The following is a 20,180-nucleotide window of genomic DNA, read 5'->3' as shown; positions in this document are numbered from 1 at the left end:
GGACCGATTATCGATATGGATGAGGACACAAAGCGGCCGGTTTCGCATCGATGGAGCCGGTTGCGGGATCGCAAGGATCCGACGGGGATGGAGCGGGGACAGGCGGTCTTTCTCGACCCCATCCGGTATATCTGACGGCATTTGGACGCTGGCTCGGACCCCGCATGGCTCCGCCCGAAAAAGCTGTCATCCCGGACAAGCTCGGCGAAGCCGAGCGCAGATCCGGGACCGCCACAAGCTCTGAGTTCACGCCCTGGTCCCGGATCTTCGCGCTGCGCGCTCGTCCGGGATGACAGCGGCTTTGGTCATGAGCACGTAGCGAACGGCAGGGGCCCCGTCCGATACAAATCGGTGGCGCGACTGTGTCTTTCTGGTCTCGATGGAACCGGAGCCCTCGTCGCGATCGGATCTAATCGTGGTCATCCCGGAAAGCGCGTAGCGCTTGTCCGGGACCCAGGGCGGCTGCACGGCTCTGGCCCGGTCCCCTGGGTCCCGGACAGCCTCTGCGAGGCTTCCGGGATGACAACCTTTGGGGCGATCCGCCCCTAATACGGCAGCTGTTCCGGCGCGGGCGCCGGCCCGGGCGCCGGGACCTCGGGCACAGTGGTCGGCTCCAGCGCCGAGGCCGAGCGGGCGAACTCGGCGGCCAGAGTCTCGTAGAAGCCGTTGCGGGGATCGGGCGTGGACAGGGGCGCCGGGTCGGCCAGAAGCCAGGGGAAGTCGCGCACCGCCAGGCCTTCGTGGGCGGCCAGCATGTAGCGCCGCCAGATGCTGGCCGGCATGTCGCCGCCGACCACCTTGTTCATCGGCCGGTCGTCGTCGTTGCCCACCCAGACGCCGGTCACGTAGTCGGGGGTGAAGCCCACGAACCAGGCGTCGCGCCAGTTCTGGCTGGTGCCGGTCTTGCCGGCCGCCGGCCAGCCGAACGCCGCCCGCCGCGCGGTGCCGACCTCGACGACCTTCTTCATCATTTTGACCATCATGCTGGCCTTGCTGATGTCGTAGACGCTGGCCGGAACCGCCGGGGCGGAATGGGCGAAGATCGGCTGGCCGTCCTGGGTGGCGATGCTCTCGATCACATAGGGCTCGATCCGCAGGCCGCCCTGCTGGAACACCTGGAAACCCGAGGTCAGCTGCAGCAGGTTGACCTCATAGGCCCCCAGCGCCACCGACAGGTCGGGATTGGAGGGCAGGGTGGTGATCCCGAACCGCCGGGCCAGGTCGCCGATCGCCGGGCCGCCGGCCTCCTGGGCCAGCTTGACGGCGATGGTGTTGATCGAATTGACCAGGGCGTCCTGCACGGTCATCGGCCCGCGATAGCCGCCGCCGTAGTTCTCCGGCCGCCAGGACCCGAACCGCACCGGGCCGTCGACGCGGATGTCGGTGGGCAGCACGCCCTTCTCCAGGGCCGCGGCATAGACGAACGGCTTGAAGGTCGAGCCCGGCTGGCGGCGGGCCTGGACGGCGCGGTTGAACGGGCTCTCGACATAGTCGGTCCCGCCGACCATGGCCCGCACGGCCCCGTCGGCCGACAGCGACAGCAGGGCGGCCTGGCCGGCCCCGGCGTTCGCGCCGCCGACCTGGATGGTCTGGCGGACGGTCTCGGCGCCCACGTGCTGCAGGCGCGGGTCGATCGTCAGGCGCACCACCAGGTCGGGGGCGTTCTGGCCGGCGACGCGCACGGCCTCGGCGGTGGCGTAGTCCAGAACCCAGCCGTAGTCGCCCTCGTCGGCCACGGCCAGGGGCGACAGCCTGGGGGTGTCCTCCAGGGCCCGGCGCTCCTGCTCGGCGGTGATCCAGCCCTCCTTGCGCATGCTTCCCAAGACCAGGCGCGAGCGGGCTAGGCCGCCGCTCATGTCGCGGGTCAGGGCCAGGCGCGAGGGGGCCTTGGGCAGGCTGGCCAGCAGGGCGGCCTCCGACAGGGTCAGCTGGCTGGCGGGCTTGCCGAAATAGGTGCGCGACGCGCCGTCCACCCCGAAGGTGTTGGCCCCGAAGAACACCCGGTTCAGGTACAGCTCCAGCACCTCGTCCTTGGTCAGGATCCGCTCCAGCCGGTGGGCCATCAGGATTTCCTGCAGCTTGCGCTTGACCGTGCGGTCGGGGGTCAGGAACAGACCCTTGGCCAGCTGCTGGCTCAGGGTCGAGCCGCCCTGCACAGTGCGGCCGGCCTGGTGGTTGACCCAGGCCGCGCGGACGATCCCGTAGGGGTCGATCGCCCCGTGCTGGTAGAACCGCTTGTCCTCGGCGGCCAGGAAGGCCAGGGGCACGTAGTTGGGCACGCCGGCCAGGCCGATCCGCTGGCCGTAGCGCGGGCCGCGGCTGGCGATCACCTGGCCGTTGCGGTCCTCGAACCGGATGCCCGGCGCGCGGTTGACGGCGAACAGCGCCTCGCGCGAGGGCAGGGCCGGGGTGTCGCGCAGATAGGTCCACCAGACATAGCCCGCCCCCGCCCCGCCGGCGACGGCCGGCAGGATCAGGGCGACCAGGGCGGCGATCACGATCCAGCGGCCCCGGCGGGCGCGGGCCTTGGCCTTGGCGTGCTCGAGGTCGGCGCGGAACGGCTCTTCCGGCTTCGGCGGTTTGGGCGGTCCGGACGGGGGCGGAGGCGGCGCCGAGCCGAAGGCCGGCGGCGCGGCCGGCGGGCGCGCCGGCTTGTCGTCGTCGAACCGATAAGGCGGGAGCGTCCAGTCGTTCACGTGCGTCCTATGGTCCGTCCTGGCCTTCACCCGTTTGTCGCGGGCGCGAATTGGGTTTAGGACGCCGCCATGATGGCGCGCAAACCTTTCTGGGAGACGAAGTCCCTACACCAGATGACGGTCCCCGAGTGGGAAAGCCTGTGCGACGGCTGCGGCCTTTGCTGCCTGGTCCGCTTCGAGGACGAGGACACCGGCGAGATCATCCCCACCCGCGTGCACTGCCAGCTGTTCGACGAGCACCGCTGCAGCTGCAAGGACTATCCCAACCGCCGCAAGACCGTGCCCGACTGCATCAAGTTGACGCCGCACAACATCGAGACCTTGGAATGGATGCCGCCGTCCTGCGCCTACCGCCGGCTGCACGAGGGCAAGACCTTGCCCGACTGGCATCCGCTGGTCACCGGCGACCCCGACAGCACCCACAAGGCCGGGATCTCGGTGCGCGACCAGACGGTGTCGGAGCTGAGCTTCCAGGATCCGGAGGACGCCATGGACTTCGTGGCCACCGACCTGATGGTCGACAAGGGCGACCTGGCCTACGACCCCGAGGACTGAGCGGCGGCGACGGCTCGTCAGTCGCCCGGCTTTCGCTTGCCCGACAGCAGGGCGTAGATCGCCATGGCGTGGCCGTGGCCCAGGCCCAGCGTCCCCTTGCCCCAGTCCACCACCTGGCCGGCCTTGACCGCGGGCTTGAGCCGGCCGCCGTCGGACAGGCCGGCCGTGTCGGCGGCGGCCTTCAGGGCGTCGGCGTCGAGGCCGGTCTTGGCCTGGATGGTGTCGAGATAGGCTTGGAAGGACATGGCGCGGCTCCGTCTTGGGCGAGTGTTTGACCAAGGACGGTCCGGAGCGGCGAGGGCCGACAAGGCGGCGAAGTTTTTAGTCCCTGAACGGCTGTCCGCGCCAGAGCAAGCCCGCCTCCAAGGCCTTAAGGCGCGGCCTCGCCGAGGCGCCTTCGGGACGGGGAGAGGCCGGCCGGGTTTGCCACGCTGAACACGGTCGCCCCGTGGCGACAGACGCCGAATCCCGGCACGCCTGTCCCCCGCAGGAGGCGCCCCATGGCCCACGACGACCGCACCCGGTTCATCCCCCGGCGAACGCCCGAGTCCGCGGCCATGGCGGCCAATGTCCGGCGGGCCATGGCGATCACCGCCGCCCTCAACCGCCTGACCTATGACGACGCCGACCAGGTCCGCGCCCTGTTCGGCGAGCTGACCGGCCAGGCCGTGGACGCCAGCTTTTGCCTGATCCCGCCGTTCTACACCGAGAGCGGGGTCCACATCCGGGTCGGGCGCGAGGTCTTCATCAACCAGAACTGCACCTTCTACGACCTGGGCGGCATCGACATCGGCGACGCGGTGATGATCGGGCCGAACGTCAGCCTGATCACCTCCGGCCATCCGGTCGCGCCCTCCCGGCGGCGCGACGGCGTCGTCGCCAAGCCCATCGTCATCGAACGCAACGTCTGGATCGCGGCCGGGGCGACGATCCTCGGCGGCGTCACCGTCGGCGAGAATTCGGTGGTGGCCGCCGGCGCGGTGGTCACCCGCGACGTCCCGCCCGACACCCTGGTCGCCGGCAACCCGGCCCGGGTGGTCCGGTCGATCGCGGAGTAGGGGGCGTCGGTCGGAAGGGATCAAGACGCCCTAAGGGGTCAATCCCAGTCGCCGTTGTTGATCTTGGAAATCAAATCCTCGTCGAGGTTCATGACGGCCTCGGCGAGCGCGTGCCGCCCTTTGGACACGGCCATCGCCGCTGTCGCGGCGATCGTCATGTCCTGGTCCCAACTGTCCTCGCGATGGGCGACGACGCAGTCGAACAGGCGCCCGATAGCCGTCTCATAGGCGGCTTTCAAGAAAGCTTGGCGTTGCCGGTCCACGGCCATTGACCCGCGCCACGTCGACGGACGCCGGGAGCAGGAGGAAGTTGAAATCGATCGGACCGGTCTTCGACAGGGCGATCTCGACGATGTGGGGGATCGCCGCATAGGACGCGCTGTAGGCGTCGCCTTGGTGACAAAGGCTCGACCAAAGCGTGAACCATGGCTCGTCCCTTGGTCCTTGCGGCGCCTGGCGCTCCGCCAGCCGGCGAAGCCGGTCGGGAATGTCCGACGCCTGGCCGTAGGCGTGAGAGAGTTCGGACCAGCGGCTATCATCGAGTTCGAGCATGGCTGCAGGCCTCTCACGGTGGAGCCGCCATGCCAATGTCCGGCCGGCTGCGGCGAGATGGTCGCGAACGGACGCCATTCGCGAGCTGGTTCGGGCGTACATCGAATCCACTGACGCCCCTGGCGGGGATACAGCCGCGTCTATCCTCGGCGTTCAGCGACTCAACGCCAACGAAATCAACGCCCTAAACTTTCTCGACCAAACTTATCAGCGGCGCCCGCTGCTCCCGTATCTTTGTGTCATGGCCGGAAGAAGCGAAACAGACGCCGAGGCGATCATCCGCCTCATCGAGGACTGGACGACCGAGGTCTACGCCACGGCTTCTGTCCAAGTCATCGAGGACTCCAAGGGTAAGACCGCCGAGGAGCGCCTCAAGGCCGCCGACACGATCTCGAAGACGGGTCGCAGCCTGAAGCTGTTCCGTGGCGCTGGTCGCCGCGTGGCGACGAACCTCGCCGAACTTCGGAAACTGGCGCCTGTCCGCGAGGCGGGCGCCGAGGAGACATCGATGAATGCAAACGATGCCTGGACCCCCGAACGCCTGGCCAAGCTTCGCGCCGACGTTGAGCGACGTCTCGCGACTTTCAGAGGATCCCTTGAATATAAACGCGGCGTTGCTGCAGTTCGCGACGCCGACGGAGGCCGAGAGGGCGGTGGCGGCATGGCGGCATCGGGCGGACCATCAACACCCGCCCGATGACCCCTGGACCACCTGGCTGTTCCTGGGCGGTCGCGGCGCGGGCAAGACCTTCGCCGGGGCGGCCTGGATCGCCGAACAGGCCGCCCACGGCGCCAACCTGGCCCTGGTCGGACCCACCTTCCACGACGTGCGCGAGGTGATGATCGAGGGCCCGTCCGGGATCAAGAGCCTCTATCCGGCCGGCCAGCGCCCGAAATGGCAGGCCAGCCGCCGGCGGCTGGAGTTCGGCAACGGCGCCGTCGCCCAGGCCTTTTCGGCCGAGGACCCCGACAGCCTGCGCGGGCCGCAGTTCCACGCCGCCTGGGCCGACGAGTTCTGCGCCTGGCCGCGGCCGGCCGAGACCCTGGCCATGCTGCGCTTCGGCCTGCGCCTGGGGACCGATCCGCGCCTGGTGGTCACCACCACGCCGCGGCCGATCCGCGCCCTGCGCAACCTGATCGCCGAGCCGGGCGCGGCCCAGACCCGGGCCCCGACCCGCGCCAACGCCGACCACCTGGCCCCGGCCTTCCTGTCGACCCTGCAGGGCCTGTACGGCGGCACCCGCCTGGCCGCCCAGGAGCTGGACGGGCTGATCGTCGAGGGCGAGGGCGGCCTGTTCCGCGCCGAGGACCTGGCCCGCTGCCGCGGCGCGCCGCCGGCCCGCTTCGAGCGGGTGGTGGTGGCGGTCGACCCGCCGGCCACGGCCGGCGGCGACGCCTGCGGCATCGTGGTCTGCGGGCGTTCTGACGGGCGGGCTTTTGTGCTCGAGGATCGCACCGCGCGGGGCCTGTCGCCCAACGGCTGGGCCCGCCGCGCGGTCGAGGCCGCCGTGCGCTGGTCGGCCGACGCCCTGGTGGCCGAGGCCAACCAGGGCGGCGACATGGTCCGCTCGGTCCTGGCCCAGGCGGCGCCGCCGTGCGCGGTCAAGCTGGTCAAGGCCTCGGTCGGCAAGCGCGCCCGGGCCGAGCCCGTGGCCGCCCTGTACGAGCAGGGCCGCGTCGTCCACTGCGGTCCCTTCCCAGCCCTGGAGGAGGAACTGATGGCCCTGGGCTCCGGGGATCTGGACCACAGCCCGGACCGCGCCGACGCCCTGGTCTGGGCGGTCAGCGAGCTGATGCTGGGGGTGGGGAGAAGGCCGCGGTTGAGCGTGCTTTAGTGTGATCCACTTGCCCCCTACTGGCCTTCGGCCGTCTTCCCCCAGAGGGGGAAGAGCCTTGAGGTCGACGCCGTGCGGTTCCGCCCCCTATGGGGGCGGACAGGCGGCGAAGCCGCCAGGTGGGGGCAAGTGGGTGAGCTGCTCGCGAATGGCGATCAGCGCGCTGTCTACGGATGCGAGCACTCCGCTCGCCGGAATGCGCAAGGTCATAATCCCTTGGCGGGCCAGCCAGCGGTCGCGCGCCTCGTCCCTTCTTGGACGATCCTCGGCATAGTGCGCTGCACCGTCGACCTCGACCGCCAGGCGCGCCGACGCACAGTAGAAATCCAGCACGTAGGGCCCGATCGGGTGCTGGCGGCGGAACTTCAAACCGTCCAGCTGTCCACGCCGTATGGCGCTCCACAGCATCAACTCGGGAAGCGTCATCTCTTTGCGAAGCCGCCTGGCGTTCGTGACCGTCGGTCGTGGCGCATTCATGCGGCTCCCCTCTTGCCCCCACCTGACCGCTGCGCGGTCTGTCCGCCCCCATAGGAGGCGGAGCCTCACGTCGATTGCTCCACTCTAACATGTTCACTTTATGTTCTCAACCCTCGCGAGGCGCCCATGCCCCTGTTCAAACCCCGCCGCCCCACCCCGAAAAAGGCGCCGGAGGCCAAGGACTCCCGGGCCGCGCGGCTGATCGCCCTGACCACCGCCGGGCGGCCGCGGTGGACGCCGCGGGACTATGCGGCCCTGGCCTCGGAGGGCTTCGGCAAGAACCCGATCGCCTATCGCTGCGTGCGGATGATCGCCGAGGCGGCCGCGGCCGTGCCGCTGTCGGTGTTCGTCGCAGGCCGGCGGGCCGACGACCATCCGCTGCGCAAACTGCTGCAGGGCCCCAACCCGGAACAGGGCGGGGCCGACCTGATGGAGGCGTTCTTCGGCCACCTGCAGGTGGCGGGCAACGGCTACCTGGAAGCTTCCCAAGACAAAGGGGGCGGAACCGACGACGTCCCGACCGAGCTCTACGCCCTGCGGCCCGACCGGATGACCGTGGTCCCCGGCCCGCGCGGCTGGCCGCTGGCCTACGACTACCAGGCCGCCGGCCGCACGGCGCGGATCGGCCGCGACGCGTCGGGCTGGCTGCCGGTGCTGCACCTGAAGCTGTTCAACCCCACCGACGACCATTACGGCTTCTCGCCGCTGGAGGCCGCGGCCTTCGCCATCGACGTGCACAACGCCTCGGGAGCCTGGAACAAGGCCCTGCTCGACAACAGCGCCCGGCCGTCCGGGGCCCTGGTCTACGCCAACCGCGAGGCCGGCGACCGGCTCTCGGCCGAGCAGTTCGAGCGGCTGAAGGCCGAGCTCTCCGACGCCCACGCCGGCACCGCCAACGCCGGCCGGCCGCTGCTGCTGGAGGGCGGGCTGGACTGGCGGCCGATGTCGCTGAGCCCCGCCGACATGGACTTCATCGCCGGCAAGCACGCCGCCGCCCGCGAGATCGCCCTGGCCTTCGGGGTGCCGCCCCAGCTGCTGGGCGTGCCGGGCGACGCCACCTACGCCAACTATCGCGAGGCCAATGGCGCGTTCTGGCGCCACACGGTGGTCCCGCTGGCCGAGCGCGCGGCGCGGGCCCTGTCGGTCTGGCTGGCGCCGAAGTTCCCCGGCGCCCGCATCGCCTGCGACCTGGACGCCGTGCCGGCCCTGTCGACCGAGCGCGACGCCCTGTGGGCGCGGCTGGAGGGGGCCAGTTTCCTGACCGACGCCGAGCGTAGGCGGCTGGCGGGGCTGGAGGGCTAACTCCTCCCCCTGTGGGGGAGGTGTCGGCGCAGCCGACGGTGGGGGGAGTGGCCGGACGATGCCCAGCCCCAATTGACGACCCGATCACTCCCCCCAACCGGCCTTCGGCCGCCTCCCCAACAGGGGGAGGGTCTAGGTGCGCCGACCTCACCTTCCAGGAGACACCCATGACTTCACCCAACCGCTGGCGGCTCGACCGCCAGGTCTCGCTCGGCCTGCTGGTCGCCGTGGCCCTGCAGGCCGCCGCCGCCCTGATGTGGGCAGGCCGGGCCAGCGCGCGGATCGACGACCTGCGCCAGCGCCTCGACGCCCAGGCCCCGGTCGCCGAACGCCTGGCCCGCCTGGAGACCCAGGCCGACGCCACCCGGGCGGCGCTGGCGCGGATCGAAAGCAAGCTGGACCGGCCGTAGCGTCCGGCGCCGCAGGCCCCCTCCGGCCCTTCGGGCCACCTCCCCCAGAGGGGGAGGATCTGATGCTCCCTCTGGGGGAGCTGTCGCGGAGCGACTGAGGGGGTCTTCCACCGTCTCCAAACTGGAGCCCTCATGACTCAAGACCTGCCCATCGAAGGCCACGCCAGCCTCTTCTGGACCCGCGACCTCAACGACGACGTCGCCGGCGCTGGCGCCTTCGCCGCCAGCCTGGCGCGCACCGGCCCGGCCGGCGTCAAGATGCTGCACCAGCACGACGACGCCGAGCCCGTCGGCGTCTGGGACGAGATCGCCGAGGATGCCACGGGCCTCTACGTCCGCGGCCGCATCCTGCGCGCGACGCCACGCGGAAGGCTGGTCGCCGCCCTGGTCGAGGCCGGCGCCCTGGACGGCCTGTCGATCGGCTTCCGCGCCGTCAAGGCCCGCCCCGACGACACCGGCCGCCTGCGGGTGCTGCGCGAGGTCGAGCTGTGGGAGGTGTCGATCGTCACTTTTCCAATGCTACCGGGGGCTCGGCTGAGAGTTGCTTGATGTCGAAGATGTTCGCCGTTTGATCTGAGGCGCGGCGCAGTTCTGAAGGCCGCCGTCCTTAGGTTGGCATTGGCATGTCGAAGGTTCGCCTTCGCGCCCATCGCACACCACCAGATGTTCATCGGATTCCGCCAGCGGCCGGGCGGTCTTGCTCGGTCCGGCGCAGCCTGACGCCAACGCCGTCGCGACGCCCAGCACCGTTAGGGCCCGCCAGTCTTTCCCCTTGCCGATCATGTCCGTCTCCCACCTCGCGTGACGAGTGTGGCCGATCGGCGTGGGAACGCAAACTCGCGCCTCGGCGCGGGCTCATCGCCCTCTTCCAGACGGAAGGGCTTTTTCGGAGACTCCCATGAAGGAAACCAAACAGGCCGCGGCCTCGCCGGAGGCCCGCGCCGCCTTGCACGAGGTGCTGGCGGCGTTCGAGGGCTTCAAGGCCGCCAACGACCAGCGGCTGGCCGCGCTGGAGACCAAGCGGGCCGACGTGCTGCTGGAGGAGAAGGTCGCCCGCATCGACGACGCCGTCTCCCAGGCCCAGGCGCGGCTGGACCGCGTGCTGGCCGACGCGCGTAGGCCTTCGATTGGCGGTGACGCGCCGCTGGCGCGGGTCGACGAGCGCAAGGCCGCCTTCGACCGCTACATCAAGACCGGCGAGACCCCCGCGCTTCTGCTGGAGGCCAAGGGCCTGTCGGAGGGCGTGGCCACGGCCGGCGGCTATGTCGCCCCGGCCGAGCTGGAGCGGCAGATCCTGCGCCGCCTGCAGGCCAGCTCGCCGATGCGCGACATCTGCCAGGTGCGCACCATCGGGGCCGGCACGTTCCGCAAGCCGGTGTCGACGGCCGGCCTGGCCGCCAGCTGGGTGGCCGAGACCGCCGTCCGGCCCGAGACCGCCGCCCCGACCCTGGACGTGATCGACTTCCCGGCCGGCGAGCTCTACGCCAGCCCGGCCGCCACCCAGGCCCTGCTCGACGACGCCTATGTCGACATCGACGAGTGGCTGGCGGAGGAGGTGCAGGACGCCTTCGCCGCCCAGGAGACCGCCGCCTTCGTCGCCGGCGACGGGATCAACAAGCCCAAGGGCCTGCTGGCCTACACCGCCGCGGCCGACGCCTCGGCGACCTGGGGCCAGGTCGGCTACCTGGCCACCGGCGTGGCGGGCGCCTGGCCGGCCTCGAACCCGACCGACAAGCTGATCGACCTGATCTACGCGGCCAAGACCCAGTACCGCCAGAACGGCCGCTTCGTGATGAACCGCCGCACGGTCAGCGCCGTGCGCAAGTTCAAGGACGCCCAGGGCAACTACATCTGGAACGCGGCCCTGCAGCCGGGCCAGTCGGCGTCGCTGCTGGGCTATCCGGTCACCGAGATCGAGGCCATGCCCGACGTCGCGGCCAACGCCATGGCCATCGCGTTCGGCGACTTCGAGAAGGGCTATCTGATCGTCGACCGGGCGGGCGTGCGGGTCCTGCGCGACCCCTATTCGGCCAAGCCCCACGTGCTGTTCTACACCACCAAGCGGGTCGGCGGCGGGGTGCAGAACTTCGACGCGATCAAGCTGCTGAAGTTCGCGGTTTCGTAAGCGTCGTCGTCTGACGCCCTAACACTCCCCCCTCCGTCGGCTGCGCCGACACCTCCCCCACAGGGGGAGGATTTCGTGATCGCCCCTCCCCCTGTGGGGGAGGTGGTCCGAAGGACCGGAGGGGGGAGTCCTTTCCTTCCAGGAACCCCCACATGCCCCTCTCCATCACCCTGGCCGAGGCCAAGGGCTTCCTGCGCGTGGCCGACGCCACGGAGGACGCCCTGGTCGGCCTGCTGGTCGACGCCGCCGAAGCGCGGGTCGGCCGCGCCACGGGCCTGGCCCTGACCCCCGCCAGCCCCGCGCCGCTGCGCCTGGCCGTGCTGCGCCTGGTCGCCCACGCCTACGAGCACCGCGACGACGCCGAACCGCCGCCCAGCCTGGTCGAGGCCTGGCTGGCGCCCTATCGGGAGGCCCGGCTATGAACGCGGGTCCCGACGCGGCGATCGCCGCCGCCCTGGTCGAGGCCCTGAAGGCCGCGCCCGCCGTCTCGGCCCTGGTCGCCGCCCGGGTCCACGCCGACCCGCCGCGCCATCCGGTCTATCCGTGCGTCAGCCTGGGCCGCCAGGAGAGCCGGCCGGCCGGACCGGACGCCGACGCCCTCGAGCACCTGCTGACCCTGACCTGCGCCAGCAAGTTCGGCGGACCAGAGGAGGCGCGCGCCGTCACCTCGGCGGTCCGCGCGGCCGTGCACAACGCGCCGCTGGCCGTCGCCGGCCGTCGCCTGGTCACCCTGCGCGTCACCTATGCCGACGTCTTCCGCGCCGCCGATCGCGAGCTGTCGCTGGGCGTGCTGCGGGTGCGGGCGGTGACGGAAACCCTCTAGCGAAAGGACACCCCCATGGCCGCCCAAGCCGGCAAAGACATCCTGCTGAAGATCAGCGACGGCGCGCCGACGCCCAGCTTCACCACCGTGGCCGGCCTGCGGGCCCGCACGATCAGCCTCAACGCCCAGACGATCGACGCCACCGACGGCGACAGCGCCGGCCGCTGGCGCGAGCTGCTGGCCGGGTCGGGCGTGCGCTCGGTCGCGGTCTCGGGCGGCGGCGTGTTCCGCGACGCCGCCTCCGACGCGGCGGTGCGCGACAGCTTTTTCGCCCAGACGGCCCGTGTCTGGCGGCTGGTGATCCCCGACTTCGTGCAGCTGGAGGGGCCGTTCCTGGTGGCGGCCCTGGAATATGCCGGCGACCACGACGGCGAGGCCGCCTTCGCCCTGTCCCTGGCCTCGGCCGGACCGGTGACGTTCACGGCGATCTAGGATCGCGATCAAAACAGTCATTTCCATGATCAGCGCCGTCATCCCGGGCCCCTGTGCCCGGGACCCCTCCATCCGCCGCAGGTGCGGGAGGGGCGGTTCGCTGGCGAACCGCTTGCCTCTCACGTGTCGGCTGAACCAGGGATCCCGGGCACAAGGGCCCGGGATGACGACCGAGAAAGGCGTGGCTTCGAGAGGAGAAAAACCCATGCCCACCCCCAACCCCGCCCGCGGCGAGGTCGTCGTCCCGCTGGCCGGATCGCCCCGCCGCCTGTGCCTGACCCTGGGCGCCCTGGCCCGGATCGAGGCGATCCTGGGCCTGGACGACTGGAGCGCCTTGCCCGAGCGGTTCGGCCGGCTGTCGGCGCGTGAGCTGCTGGCCGTGCTGGCCGCCCTGATGGAGGGCGGCGGCGAGGATCCGGCGGTGCTGGACGCCGCGCCGGTGTCGGTCCCGCAAGCCGTCGCGGCCGTGGCGGCGGCCTTGGCGGCCTGCGCATGAAACCCCACTGGCGCGCGGCCCTGCGTCTGGCGAGCCGGCAGCTAGCCCTTTCGCCCGAGGCCTTCTGGCGGCTGTCCCTGGCCGAGTGGCGGGCCCTGGCCGAGGCGCCGTCCGCCCCGGTGCTCGACCGCGCGGCGCTGGACGCCCTGATCGCCCGCTTCCCCGACGATCCAATCCCTTGGGAGACCCCATGAGCGACTTCGATCCTGATGGCCTGGACGCCGTCCCCGCCCGGGCGACCGAGGCGGCCGCCGCCCTGTCGGCCCTGCGCGCCCCGGCCGAGCAGGCCGCCCGCGCCATCGACGAGGCCTTCGCCAAGGCCGGCACGGGCTTGGCCAAGTCGCTGGCCCACGCGGCCGCCGACGGCAAGGTCAGCCTGGCCGAGCTGGCGGGGGCGGTGCTGGACGCGGTGTCGAGCGGCCTGGGCGGGGGCTCGGGCGGCGGCGGCCTGGCCAAGGCCCTGGCCGGGGCGGTCGGCTCGGCCTTTTCGGGGGCCAGGGCCGATGGCGGCCCGGTCGCGCCCGGCGGCGCCTACCTGGTCGGCGAGCGTGGCCCCGAGCTGTTCCGCCCCGCCGGGGCCGGCGCGGTCGAGCCCCTGGGGGCCGGCGGGGTCAATGTCGTCGTCAATGTCCAGGGCGGCGACACGGCGGGCCTGGCCCGCTCCGACGCCCAACTGGCCCAGGCCCTGGCCCGGGCGGTCAGCCTGGGGGCGCGGCGGCTTTGACCGGAAAGGACCCTCTCCCATGGGGAGAGGGCAGGGTGAGGGGTTCTGCGTTCGACGGCGTGCCGGCAGGGCGCTCGTGAAAAAGGGTGAGGGTGTAACCCCTCACCCTCCCACGACTGCGTCGCGGGCCCCTCCCTCTCCCTCTGGGAGAGGGCGCTTGAAAACCTAAGCCATCAGCCGCGTCAGCGGCGGCTCGCCGTAGCGGTTCTCGCCCGGCTGGCCCTCGGTCACGCCCACCCACAGGGTGAAGGCGGCCACCGCGATGAAGGCGATGGCGACGCTGACCAGCAGGCCGCCGACGCCGGCCAGGGCGGCCCAGTCGGTGTTGGTGATCTCGCCCAGGATCGCGCCGATGCCGATCGACATCGCCGAGCCGATGATCAGCACCGGCCCCAGCAGGATCGGCAGCAATTGCCACCAGCCGCTGCGGCCCATGTCGTGCAGGCGCTTGGTGCACAGGCAGACCCAGGCGAACACGGCGATCAGGCCGATCACCTGGCCGACCAGCGGGATCCAGCCGGCCACCACGTGGGCGCCCAGCAGCATCAGCCAGCCGATCCAGAACACCTGGCGGCCGATCCGGCCCTCGGCCGAGAAGAACAACGATTTCCAGTCCATTTCCAGCTCCCAATCCTGAGCCTGAGACTAGGGCCGGCGGCGCCGCGGTTTAAGTGAATTGCAAGTCATGACGAGGGTTTAACCTCGGCTGGCTTGAACCCTCTCCCGGCGGGAGAGGGCGGGGCCCGCCGCGTAGCGGTGGGAGGGTGAGGGGTTAAACCCTCGCCGTCTTCGCACCGCCGCCCTGCCGGCGCGCCGGCCGCCTCACCACCCCCCTCACCCTCCCATGCTGCGCATGGGTCCCTCCCTCTCCCCATGGGAGAGGGTTCGATGAAGGACATCTCCATGACCGCGTTCCACGAGACGCGCCTGCCCGCGCGGCTGGCGTTCGGCTGCACCGGCGGGGTCGAGCGGCGGACCCAGGTGACGACCCTGGCGTCGGGCTTCGAGCGGCGGTCCAGTCCCTGGGCCCAGGGGCGGCGGCGCTATCTGATCGGCACGGCGACGCGGCCGCTGGACGACGCCGCCGCCCTGGTCGCCTTCTTCGAGGCGCGGCGCGGGCGGCTGCACGGCTTCCGGTTCCGCGACCCGGCCGACTGCAAGTCGTGCGCGCCGTCGGCGACGCCGGCCGCGACCGACCAGGCGCTGGGGACCGGCGACGGGGTCCGCAAGACCTTCGTCCTGGCCAAGACCTATGGAAGCGGCGAGACGGCGGTGGTCCGGCCGATCGCCAAGCCGGTGGCCGGCACGGTCAAGGTGGCGGTGGCCGGGATCGCCCTGGCGGCGGGCGGCTTCACGGTCGATACGGCCACCGGCCTGGTCACCCTGGCGACCGCTCCGGCGGCTGGGGCGGCGGTCACCGCCGGCTTCGAGTTCGACGTGCCGGTGCGCTTCGACGGCGACCGCATCGACGTGACCCTGGAAGGCTTCAACGCCGCCCGGGTCGGGGCGGTGGCCCTCATTGAGGTTCGGGTCGAGGTGCGGGTCTGATGCGCGCCGTGCCCGCCGAACTGGCCGACCGCCTCGAAGGCGGCGCGGCCAGCCTGTGCCACGCCTGGATCCTGACCCGCGCCGACGGCGTCGTGCTGGGCTTCACCGACCATGATAGCGACCTGGTGGTCGAGGGCGTGGCCTGCAAGGCGGCCAGCGGCTGGACCGCGGGCGCGGCCGAGACGGCGACCGGCTTCTCGCCGGGCCAGGCCGCGGCGGTCGGTGGCTTCGACGACGCGGCGCTGTCGGAGGCCGACCTGGCGGCCGGGCTCTATGACGGAGCGCGGGTCGAATGCCGGCTCGTCGACTGGTCGGCGCCTGGCCTGGGCGTGCGACTGTGGTCGGCCCGGGTCGCCGCGGTCAAGGCCGAGGGCGGGGCTTTCACCCTGGCCCTGGAGGGTCCGCTGGCGGCCCTGGACCGGGTGGCCGGCCGCACCTTCGGACGCTCGTGCGACGCGGCGTTCGGCGACGCCCGCTGCGGCGTCGACCCGGCGGCCTTCCCCGGCGCGACCTGCGACAAGCGCTGGGCGACCTGCCGGGCGGTGTTCGGCAACGGCCTGAACTTCCGCGGCTTCCCGACCGCGCCGGGCGAGGACTTCTTGACGCTGTACCCCAACGAGGGGGAGCGCAATGACGGCGGGCGGCGGTGAGCCCCCTCTCGCTACCCAAAATGGTTGTCATCCCGGCCTCGGGTCGCGCAAGCGGCCCGCCTGACGGCGGGCGGGCGCAGCGCTTGTCCGGGACCCAGGTGAACCGCAAAGCGCCAGCCCAGTCCCCTGGGTCCCGGACAGCCCCTGCGGGGCTTCCGGGATGACAACGTTTTGTGTCGAGGATTCAGCAACCAGCCAACGCGCCCTCCACGAAGCCCGCCTGTGGCTGGGCACCCCCTACCAGCACCAGGCCTCCCTGCGCGGCGTCGGCTGCGACTGCCTGGGGCTGGTGCGCGGCGTCTGGCGGGCGCTCTACGGCGCCGAGCCCGAGATCCCGCCGCCCTACCGTCCCGACTGGGCCGAGCTGGGCGGGCGCGAGCTGCTGGCCCAGGCGCTGGACCGCAGGCTGATCCGACTGGACCTGGACGCCGCCCATCCGGGCGACGTGCTGCTGTTCCGCATGGCGCCGGACGCCCCGGCCAAGCACTGCGCGATCGCCTCGGCCGAGGACCGGATGATCCACGCCTATTGGGGCCGGGCCTGCGTCGAGAGCTGGCTGGGCCGCTGGTGGCGCGAGCGGCTGGTCGGCGCCTTTCGTTTTCCCGAACCCTGAAGGACACCCCATGGCCCAGGTCATTCTTTCCGCCGTCGGCACGGCCGTGGCGGGTCCCGTCGGCGGCGCGATCGGCCTGGCGGTCGGGGCGGCGATCGACAGCGCCGCGATCAACGCCCTGACCCCGGCCCGCCGGGTCGGGCCGCGCATCCCCGAGCTGCGGTTGTCGGGGGCGGCCGAGGGCGGGCCGATGGCCGCGGTGTTCGGCCGGGCCCGGGTTGCCGGCCAGGTGATCTGGGCCGCGCGGTTCAAGGAGCGCTGGGTCGACGGCCGGTCCGGCGGCGGCAAAGGGTCCCGCACCAGCAGCGCCGCCTACAGCCTGTCGTTCGCCGTCGCGGTCTGCGAGGGTCCGATCGACGGGATCGGCCGGGTGTGGGCCGACGGCAAGCCGATGGACATGGCCGGGGTGGTCATGCGCGTCCACACCGGCGGCGAGGACCAGGGTCCCGACCCGCTGATCGCCGCCGTCGAAGGCGAGGCCCCGGCCTATCGCGGGACGGCCTATGTGGTGTTCGAGGACCTGCCGCTGGGCGCCTACGGCAACCGGCCGCCGCAGCTGTCGTTCGAGGTGTTCCACCGCCCGCGCGCCAGCGGCGCGCCAGCGGGCCTCGAGGAACGCCTGAAGGGCGTCTGCCTGATCCCCGGCGCGGGCGAGTTCGTCTACGCCACCGACCTGGTGATGCGCCGCGACGGCCTGACCCGGACCACGGCCGAGACCCTGAACAACACCGAAGGCCGCCCCGACCTGGTGGTGTCGCTCGACCAGCTCCAGGCCCAGCTGCCTCATGTCGAGGAAGTGACCCTGGTGGTCGCCTGGTTCGGCGACGACCTGCGCTGCGGAGCCTGCGCGATCCGGCCCAGGGTCGAGCAGGCGGCCAAGACGACGATCCCGTTCGACTGGCGGGTCAACGGCGTCGACCGGGCCGGCGCGGCGGAGGTCTCGCGGAACGGCGGCGGCCCGGCCTATGGCGGCACGCCGGCCGACCGGGCCGTGCTGCAGGCCATCGCCGAGCTGAAGCGGCGGGGGCTGAGGGTGACCCTCTATCCGTTCGTGCTGATGGACGTGCCGGCGGGCAACGCCCTGCCCGACCCCTATGGCGGCGCGCGGCAGGGGGCCTATCCCTGGCGCGGCCGGATCACCTGCCATCCCGCGCCCGGCCGGCCGGGGTCGCCCGACAAGACCGCCGCGGCCGGGGCGCAGGTCGCCGGCCTGTTCGGCGCGGCTGCGGCGGCCCAGTTCGGCGTCGCGGACGGCCTGCCGACCTATACGGGTCCGGCCGGCGACTGGGGCCTGCGGCGGATGCTGCTGCACTACGCCAAGCTGGCCCAGCTGGCGGGCGGGGTGGACGGCTTCATCCTGGGCTCGGAGCTGCGCGGCCTGACCACGGTGCGCGACGGCCCCTCGTCCTATCCGGCCGTGAGCGCGCTGAAGAGCCTGGCCGGCGAGGTCCGGACCCTGCTGGGGCCGACGACCAAGCTGGGCTACGCCGCCGACTGGAGCGAATATTTCGGCCACCAGCCGGGCGACGGCTCCGGCGACGTCCACTTCCACCTCGACCCGCTGTGGAGCGACGCCAACGTCGACTTCGTCGGGATCGACTTCTATCCGCCGATGGCCGACTGGCGCGACGGCGACGAGCACCTGGACGCCGGCCGGGGCGGTCTGCGCGACGTCGACTACCTGCGCGCCAACCTTGTGGGCGGCGAAGGCTTCGACTGGTTCTACGCCTCCGACGCGGCGCGGGCGGCCCAGGTCCGCGTCCCGATCACCGACGGCGCCTATGGCGAGCCGTGGGTGTTCCGACCCAAGGACCTGCTGTCCTGGTGGAGCAAGCCGCATTTCAACCGCCCCGGCGGCGTGCGCGCTTCGACGCCGACCGCCTGGGGCCCCCGGTCCAAGCCGCTGCGGCTGGTCGAGTTCGGCTGTGGCGCGGTCGACAAGGGCGCCAACGCCCCGAACCTGTTCGTCGACCAGAAGAGCGCCGAGAGCGCCCTGCCGCCGTTCTCGGACGGGACCCGCGACGAGGTCGGCCAGCGGCGGGCGCTGGAGGCGGTGCTGGCCCACCTGGCCGACCCGGCGACCAATCCGGTGTCGCCGGCCTATGGCGGGCCGATGATCGAGGCCGCCGCCGCCTGGTGCTGGGACGCCCGGCCGTTCCCCGACTTCCCGGCCCGCAGCGCCGTCTGGGCCGACGGACCCAACTGGACCCTAGGCCACTGGCTGAACGGCCGGGCCGGGATCGCGCCGCTGCCCGAGCTGGTGGCCGCCCTGGCCGAGCGGGCCGGCGTGGCGATCGACCCGGGCGAGGCCGGCGGCGCCGTCGTCGGCTATGTGGTCGACCGGCCGATGCGACTGCGCGACGCCCTGGCCCCGCTGCTGGAGGCCTTCGCCCTGGACCCGGTCGAGCGCCAGGACGGCGTCGCGCTGGCCGGCCGCTCGGGCCCGCCGGCCCTGGCCCTGGGCGAGGACGACCTGGCCTGGCCGGAGGATCGCGCCGCGCCGCTGAGCGCCGGCCGGACCCTGGCGGCCCCGGTCCAGGCCCTGCGCCTGCGCTTCATCGACGCCGCCCGCGACTACCAGACCGGCTCGGTGATCGTGCGTCGCGAGGACGGGGAGGGGGGCGCCGACCTCGACGCGCCGCTGGTTCTGGCCGCCGCCGACGCCCGGGCCGTGGCCGAGCGCCTGCTGGCCGCCGCCGACCCCCGCGAGGCGACCGTCCATCTCTCGCCCCTGGCCGCCCTGCGGCTCGAGCCTGGCGATCGGCTCGAACTGGAGGGACGGGCGTGGCGGGTGATGCGGGTCGACCTGGACGAACACCCGCGCGCCCAGCTGGCGCCGGTGGCCGATCCGGTGCGGGTGAACGGCGACCTGGACTGGTCGCCGGCCGCGCCGCGCGAGGTTCCCGGCCCGCCGGTGCTGCACGTGCTGGACCTGCCGGGCCAAGCCGACGAGCGGCCGCTGGTCGCGGTGGCGGCCTCGCCGTGGCGGGCCTTCGACGTCCATGTCGGCGCGGGGCAGGAGGCCTTGCGCGCGCGGGCCACGGCCGGCGTCCCGGCCACGGTGGGCGTCACCTTGTCGGACCTGCCGGCCGGGCCGCTGCACCGCTTCGACCGCGCCACGCGCCTGACCGTGCGGCTGGAGGGCGCCGCGCCCGCCAGCCGCGACCGCTCGGCCGTCCTGGCCGGGGCCAACGCCCTGGCGGTGCAAGGCGCGAACGGCGAATGGGAGATCCTCCAGTTCCTGACCGCCGAGCCGGTCGGCGATGATGCCTGGACCCTGTCGGGCCTGCTGCGTGGCCAGGCGGGCAGCGACCCGGCCATGGCCGCCCTGACCCTCGCCGGGGCGGCGGTGGTGGTGCTGGACGAGGCCCTGGTCCGCGCCGACCTGGCCCTGGCCGAGCGCGGCCTGCCGCTGACCTGGCGCGCCGCCCCGGCCGGCGGCCCGGCCTCGGGACCGTCGATGAGCCAGACGGTCCAGACCTGGCGCGGCCTGTCGGCCCGTCCCTGGTCGCCGGTCCATCTGCGCGCGCGGAGCCAGGGCGGCGACACGCTGGTGACCTGGATCCGACGGACCCGCCTGGCCGGCGACGGCTGGGACGCCGAGGTCCCGCTGGGCGAGGAGCGTGAGGTCTATCGCGTCGAGATCCTGGACGGCGAGACCGTGGTCCGTACCGCCGAAACCACCACGCCGAGCTTCACCTACGCCGCCGCCCAGCGCGCCGCCGATTTCCCCGCTGGACCGACCGGGCCCCCGGCTGTCAGGGTCGCCCAGGGCTCGGCCCTGTTCGGGTGGGGCGCGATGTCACGGATCTTGCTGTGATAATAATGCAACATAACGCTTGCGCGCCGCGCCGAACGGCCTAATTGAGGCGTTCCGCCTGTTT

24 protein-coding genes are annotated in these 20,180 nt (G+C 72.4%); 18 read left to right on the top strand and 6 right to left on the bottom strand.

Annotated features, from left to right (window positions below; genetic code table 11):
• Window positions 1-545: 545 nt before the first annotated feature.
• Window positions 546-2,696, bottom strand: a complete 2,151-nt coding sequence (locus J2X41_RS13175) for a PBP1A family penicillin-binding protein (protein WP_310082381.1) — start codon at window positions 2,694-2,696, stop codon at window positions 546-548.
• Window positions 2,697-2,765: 69 nt separating this feature from the next.
• Here J2X41_RS13175 and J2X41_RS13170 point away from each other — a divergent pair, with 69 nt between their 5' ends.
• A complete protein-coding gene (locus J2X41_RS13170; RefSeq protein WP_310082380.1) occupies window positions 2,766-3,251 on the top strand; it encodes a YcgN family cysteine cluster protein in 486 nt (161 codons plus the stop codon).
• Window positions 3,252-3,268: 17 nt separating this feature from the next.
• Here J2X41_RS13170 and J2X41_RS13165 read toward each other — a convergent pair whose 3' ends face one another.
• A complete protein-coding gene (locus tag J2X41_RS13165) occupies window positions 3,269-3,496 on the bottom strand; it encodes a DUF4287 domain-containing protein (RefSeq protein ID WP_056753285.1) in 228 nt (75 codons plus the stop codon).
• A gap of 255 nt (window positions 3,497-3,751) precedes the next feature.
• Between J2X41_RS13165 and J2X41_RS13160 the strand changes: the two genes are divergently transcribed.
• Window positions 3,752-4,309, top strand: a complete 558-nt coding sequence (locus tag J2X41_RS13160; RefSeq protein ID WP_310082378.1) for a sugar O-acetyltransferase — start codon at window positions 3,752-3,754, stop codon at window positions 4,307-4,309.
• Window positions 4,310-4,347: 38 nt separating this feature from the next.
• Here the strand turns inward: J2X41_RS13160 and J2X41_RS13155 are convergent, their stop codons facing one another.
• Together J2X41_RS13155 and J2X41_RS13150 are read right to left on the bottom strand one after the other, a co-directional pair.
• Window positions 4,348-4,548, bottom strand: a complete 201-nt coding sequence (locus tag J2X41_RS13155) for a hypothetical protein (RefSeq protein WP_310082377.1) — start codon at window positions 4,546-4,548, stop codon at window positions 4,348-4,350.
• The gene (locus J2X41_RS13150; protein ID WP_310082376.1) at window positions 4,532-4,861 is read right to left on the bottom strand and encodes a hypothetical protein; all 330 of its coding nucleotides are present in this window, start codon (window positions 4,859-4,861) and stop codon (window positions 4,532-4,534) included. The genes J2X41_RS13155 and J2X41_RS13150 overlap by 17 nt, the downstream gene beginning before the upstream one ends.
• Between J2X41_RS13150 and J2X41_RS13145 the strand changes: the two genes are divergently transcribed.
• Both J2X41_RS13145 and J2X41_RS13140 read left to right on the top strand, forming a co-directional pair.
• Complete coding sequence (locus tag J2X41_RS13145) at window positions 4,860-5,561, top strand: hypothetical protein (RefSeq protein WP_310082375.1); 702 nt, start codon at window positions 4,860-4,862, stop codon at window positions 5,559-5,561. The two genes, J2X41_RS13150 and J2X41_RS13145, sit on opposite strands and share 2 nt — an antisense overlap.
• On the top strand, window positions 5,515-6,696 hold the full coding sequence (locus J2X41_RS13140; RefSeq protein WP_310082524.1) for a terminase large subunit domain-containing protein: 1,182 nt from the start codon (window positions 5,515-5,517) through the stop codon (window positions 6,694-6,696). Before J2X41_RS13145 ends, J2X41_RS13140 begins: the two co-directional genes overlap by 47 nt.
• 87 nt (window positions 6,697-6,783) lie before the next feature.
• On the opposite strand, the gene J2X41_RS13135 is transcribed toward J2X41_RS13140, so the two are convergent.
• Window positions 6,784-7,173, bottom strand: a complete 390-nt coding sequence (locus tag J2X41_RS13135; RefSeq protein WP_310082373.1) for an endonuclease domain-containing protein — start codon at window positions 7,171-7,173, stop codon at window positions 6,784-6,786.
• A gap of 126 nt (window positions 7,174-7,299) precedes the next feature.
• Between J2X41_RS13135 and J2X41_RS13130 the strand changes: the two genes are divergently transcribed.
• The 10 genes from J2X41_RS13130 to J2X41_RS13080 all read left to right on the top strand — a co-directional run bounded on the left by J2X41_RS13130 (window position 7,300) and on the right by J2X41_RS13080 (window position 13,485).
• Entirely contained in the window at window positions 7,300-8,475 is a 1,176-nt protein-coding gene (locus J2X41_RS13130; RefSeq protein WP_310082370.1) for a phage portal protein, read from the top strand.
• 167 nt (window positions 8,476-8,642) lie between these two features.
• A complete protein-coding gene (locus tag J2X41_RS13125; RefSeq protein ID WP_057186487.1) occupies window positions 8,643-8,885 on the top strand; it encodes a hypothetical protein in 243 nt (80 codons plus the stop codon).
• A 132-nt stretch (window positions 8,886-9,017) separates the two neighbouring features.
• The gene (locus J2X41_RS13120; protein ID WP_310082367.1) at window positions 9,018-9,434 is read left to right on the top strand and encodes an HK97 family phage prohead protease; all 417 of its coding nucleotides are present in this window, start codon (window positions 9,018-9,020) and stop codon (window positions 9,432-9,434) included.
• Between the two features lie 349 nt (window positions 9,435-9,783).
• Complete coding sequence (locus J2X41_RS13115; RefSeq protein WP_310082366.1) at window positions 9,784-11,010, top strand: phage major capsid protein; 1,227 nt, start codon at window positions 9,784-9,786, stop codon at window positions 11,008-11,010.
• 152 nt (window positions 11,011-11,162) lie between these two features.
• Complete coding sequence (locus J2X41_RS13110; protein WP_310082365.1) at window positions 11,163-11,432, top strand: head-tail connector protein; 270 nt, start codon at window positions 11,163-11,165, stop codon at window positions 11,430-11,432.
• On the top strand, window positions 11,429-11,833 hold the full coding sequence (locus J2X41_RS13105; protein WP_310082364.1) for a DUF3168 domain-containing protein: 405 nt from the start codon (window positions 11,429-11,431) through the stop codon (window positions 11,831-11,833). The genes J2X41_RS13110 and J2X41_RS13105 overlap by 4 nt, the downstream gene beginning before the upstream one ends.
• A 15-nt stretch (window positions 11,834-11,848) precedes the next feature.
• A complete protein-coding gene (locus J2X41_RS13100) occupies window positions 11,849-12,265 on the top strand; it encodes a phage major tail protein, TP901-1 family (RefSeq protein ID WP_057186601.1) in 417 nt (138 codons plus the stop codon).
• Between the two features lie 205 nt (window positions 12,266-12,470).
• Complete coding sequence (locus tag J2X41_RS13090) at window positions 12,471-12,761, top strand: GTA-gp10 family protein (RefSeq protein ID WP_310082362.1); 291 nt, start codon at window positions 12,471-12,473, stop codon at window positions 12,759-12,761.
• A complete protein-coding gene (locus J2X41_RS13085) occupies window positions 12,758-12,955 on the top strand; it encodes a phage tail assembly chaperone (RefSeq protein WP_310082360.1) in 198 nt (65 codons plus the stop codon). The genes J2X41_RS13090 and J2X41_RS13085 overlap by 4 nt, the downstream gene beginning before the upstream one ends.
• Window positions 12,952-13,485 (top strand): phage tail tape measure protein, encoded by a 534-nt coding sequence (locus tag J2X41_RS13080; RefSeq protein ID WP_310082359.1) that lies wholly within the window; start codon window positions 12,952-12,954, stop codon window positions 13,483-13,485. Before J2X41_RS13085 ends, J2X41_RS13080 begins: the two co-directional genes overlap by 4 nt.
• Before the next feature lie 165 nt (window positions 13,486-13,650).
• Here the strand turns inward: J2X41_RS13080 and J2X41_RS13075 are convergent, their stop codons facing one another.
• On the bottom strand, window positions 13,651-14,103 hold the full coding sequence (locus J2X41_RS13075; RefSeq protein ID WP_310082358.1) for a DUF805 domain-containing protein: 453 nt from the start codon (window positions 14,101-14,103) through the stop codon (window positions 13,651-13,653).
• 285 nt (window positions 14,104-14,388) lie between these two features.
• Between J2X41_RS13075 and J2X41_RS13070 the strand changes: the two genes are divergently transcribed.
• The 4 genes from J2X41_RS13070 to J2X41_RS13055 all read left to right on the top strand — a co-directional run bounded on the left by J2X41_RS13070 (window position 14,389) and on the right by J2X41_RS13055 (window position 20,116).
• The gene (locus J2X41_RS13070) at window positions 14,389-15,033 is read left to right on the top strand and encodes a DUF2460 domain-containing protein (protein WP_310082523.1); all 645 of its coding nucleotides are present in this window, start codon (window positions 14,389-14,391) and stop codon (window positions 15,031-15,033) included.
• Window positions 15,033-15,683: a DUF2163 domain-containing protein gene (locus tag J2X41_RS13065; protein ID WP_310082356.1), complete on the top strand. Its 651-nt coding sequence runs from the start codon at window positions 15,033-15,035 to the stop codon at window positions 15,681-15,683. The genes J2X41_RS13070 and J2X41_RS13065 overlap by 1 nt, the downstream gene beginning before the upstream one ends.
• A 160-nt stretch (window positions 15,684-15,843) precedes the next feature.
• Window positions 15,844-16,296 carry an NlpC/P60 family protein gene (locus J2X41_RS13060; RefSeq protein WP_310082355.1) on the top strand — a complete coding sequence of 151 codons (453 nt, stop codon included), beginning with the start codon at window positions 15,844-15,846 and terminating at the stop codon, window positions 16,294-16,296.
• Between the two features lie 10 nt (window positions 16,297-16,306).
• A complete protein-coding gene (locus J2X41_RS13055) occupies window positions 16,307-20,116 on the top strand; it encodes a glycoside hydrolase/phage tail family protein (RefSeq protein WP_310082353.1) in 3,810 nt (1,269 codons plus the stop codon).
• The last annotated feature ends 64 nt before the right edge of the window (window positions 20,117-20,180 follow it).

The sequence above is a fragment of the Caulobacter sp. BE254 genome (assembly GCF_031457295.1).
In the GTDB taxonomy this organism is placed as follows: Bacteria; Pseudomonadota; Alphaproteobacteria; order Caulobacterales; family Caulobacteraceae; genus Caulobacter.
Note: the sequence above shows the minus strand (reverse complement) of the source record. Positions and strands in the feature narration are given on the sequence as shown.

Excerpts from the sequence above, each read along its gene's own strand:
- J2X41_RS13170 (WP_310082380.1), top strand. The coding sequence starts at position 2,766 with ATGATGGCGCGCAAACCTTTCTGGGAGACGAAGTCCCTACACCAGATG.
- J2X41_RS13165 (WP_056753285.1), bottom strand. The coding sequence starts at position 3,496 with ATGTCCTTCCAAGCCTATCTCGACACCATCCAGGCCAAGACCGGCCTC.
- J2X41_RS13160 (WP_310082378.1), top strand. The coding sequence starts at position 3,752 with ATGGCCCACGACGACCGCACCCGGTTCATCCCCCGGCGAACGCCCGAG.
- J2X41_RS13145 (WP_310082375.1), top strand. The coding sequence starts at position 4,860 with ATGGCTGCAGGCCTCTCACGGTGGAGCCGCCATGCCAATGTCCGGCCG.
- J2X41_RS13150 (WP_310082376.1), bottom strand. The coding sequence starts at position 4,861 with ATGCTCGAACTCGATGATAGCCGCTGGTCCGAACTCTCTCACGCCTAC.
- J2X41_RS13135 (WP_310082373.1), bottom strand. The coding sequence starts at position 7,173 with ATGAATGCGCCACGACCGACGGTCACGAACGCCAGGCGGCTTCGCAAA.
- J2X41_RS13130 (WP_310082370.1), top strand. The coding sequence starts at position 7,300 with ATGCCCCTGTTCAAACCCCGCCGCCCCACCCCGAAAAAGGCGCCGGAG.
- J2X41_RS13125 (WP_057186487.1), top strand. The coding sequence starts at position 8,643 with ATGACTTCACCCAACCGCTGGCGGCTCGACCGCCAGGTCTCGCTCGGC.
- J2X41_RS13120 (WP_310082367.1), top strand. The coding sequence starts at position 9,018 with ATGACTCAAGACCTGCCCATCGAAGGCCACGCCAGCCTCTTCTGGACC.
- J2X41_RS13115 (WP_310082366.1), top strand. The coding sequence starts at position 9,784 with ATGAAGGAAACCAAACAGGCCGCGGCCTCGCCGGAGGCCCGCGCCGCC.
- J2X41_RS13110 (WP_310082365.1), top strand. The coding sequence starts at position 11,163 with ATGCCCCTCTCCATCACCCTGGCCGAGGCCAAGGGCTTCCTGCGCGTG.
- J2X41_RS13105 (WP_310082364.1), top strand. The coding sequence starts at position 11,429 with ATGAACGCGGGTCCCGACGCGGCGATCGCCGCCGCCCTGGTCGAGGCC.
- J2X41_RS13100 (WP_057186601.1), top strand. The coding sequence starts at position 11,849 with ATGGCCGCCCAAGCCGGCAAAGACATCCTGCTGAAGATCAGCGACGGC.
- J2X41_RS13090 (WP_310082362.1), top strand. The coding sequence starts at position 12,471 with ATGCCCACCCCCAACCCCGCCCGCGGCGAGGTCGTCGTCCCGCTGGCC.
- J2X41_RS13085 (WP_310082360.1), top strand. The coding sequence starts at position 12,758 with ATGAAACCCCACTGGCGCGCGGCCCTGCGTCTGGCGAGCCGGCAGCTA.
- J2X41_RS13080 (WP_310082359.1), top strand. The coding sequence starts at position 12,952 with ATGAGCGACTTCGATCCTGATGGCCTGGACGCCGTCCCCGCCCGGGCG.
- J2X41_RS13075 (WP_310082358.1), bottom strand. The coding sequence starts at position 14,103 with ATGGACTGGAAATCGTTGTTCTTCTCGGCCGAGGGCCGGATCGGCCGC.
- J2X41_RS13070 (WP_310082523.1), top strand. The coding sequence starts at position 14,389 with ATGACCGCGTTCCACGAGACGCGCCTGCCCGCGCGGCTGGCGTTCGGC.
- J2X41_RS13065 (WP_310082356.1), top strand. The coding sequence starts at position 15,033 with ATGCGCGCCGTGCCCGCCGAACTGGCCGACCGCCTCGAAGGCGGCGCG.
- J2X41_RS13060 (WP_310082355.1), top strand. The coding sequence starts at position 15,844 with ATGACAACGTTTTGTGTCGAGGATTCAGCAACCAGCCAACGCGCCCTC.
- J2X41_RS13055 (WP_310082353.1), top strand. The coding sequence starts at position 16,307 with ATGGCCCAGGTCATTCTTTCCGCCGTCGGCACGGCCGTGGCGGGTCCC.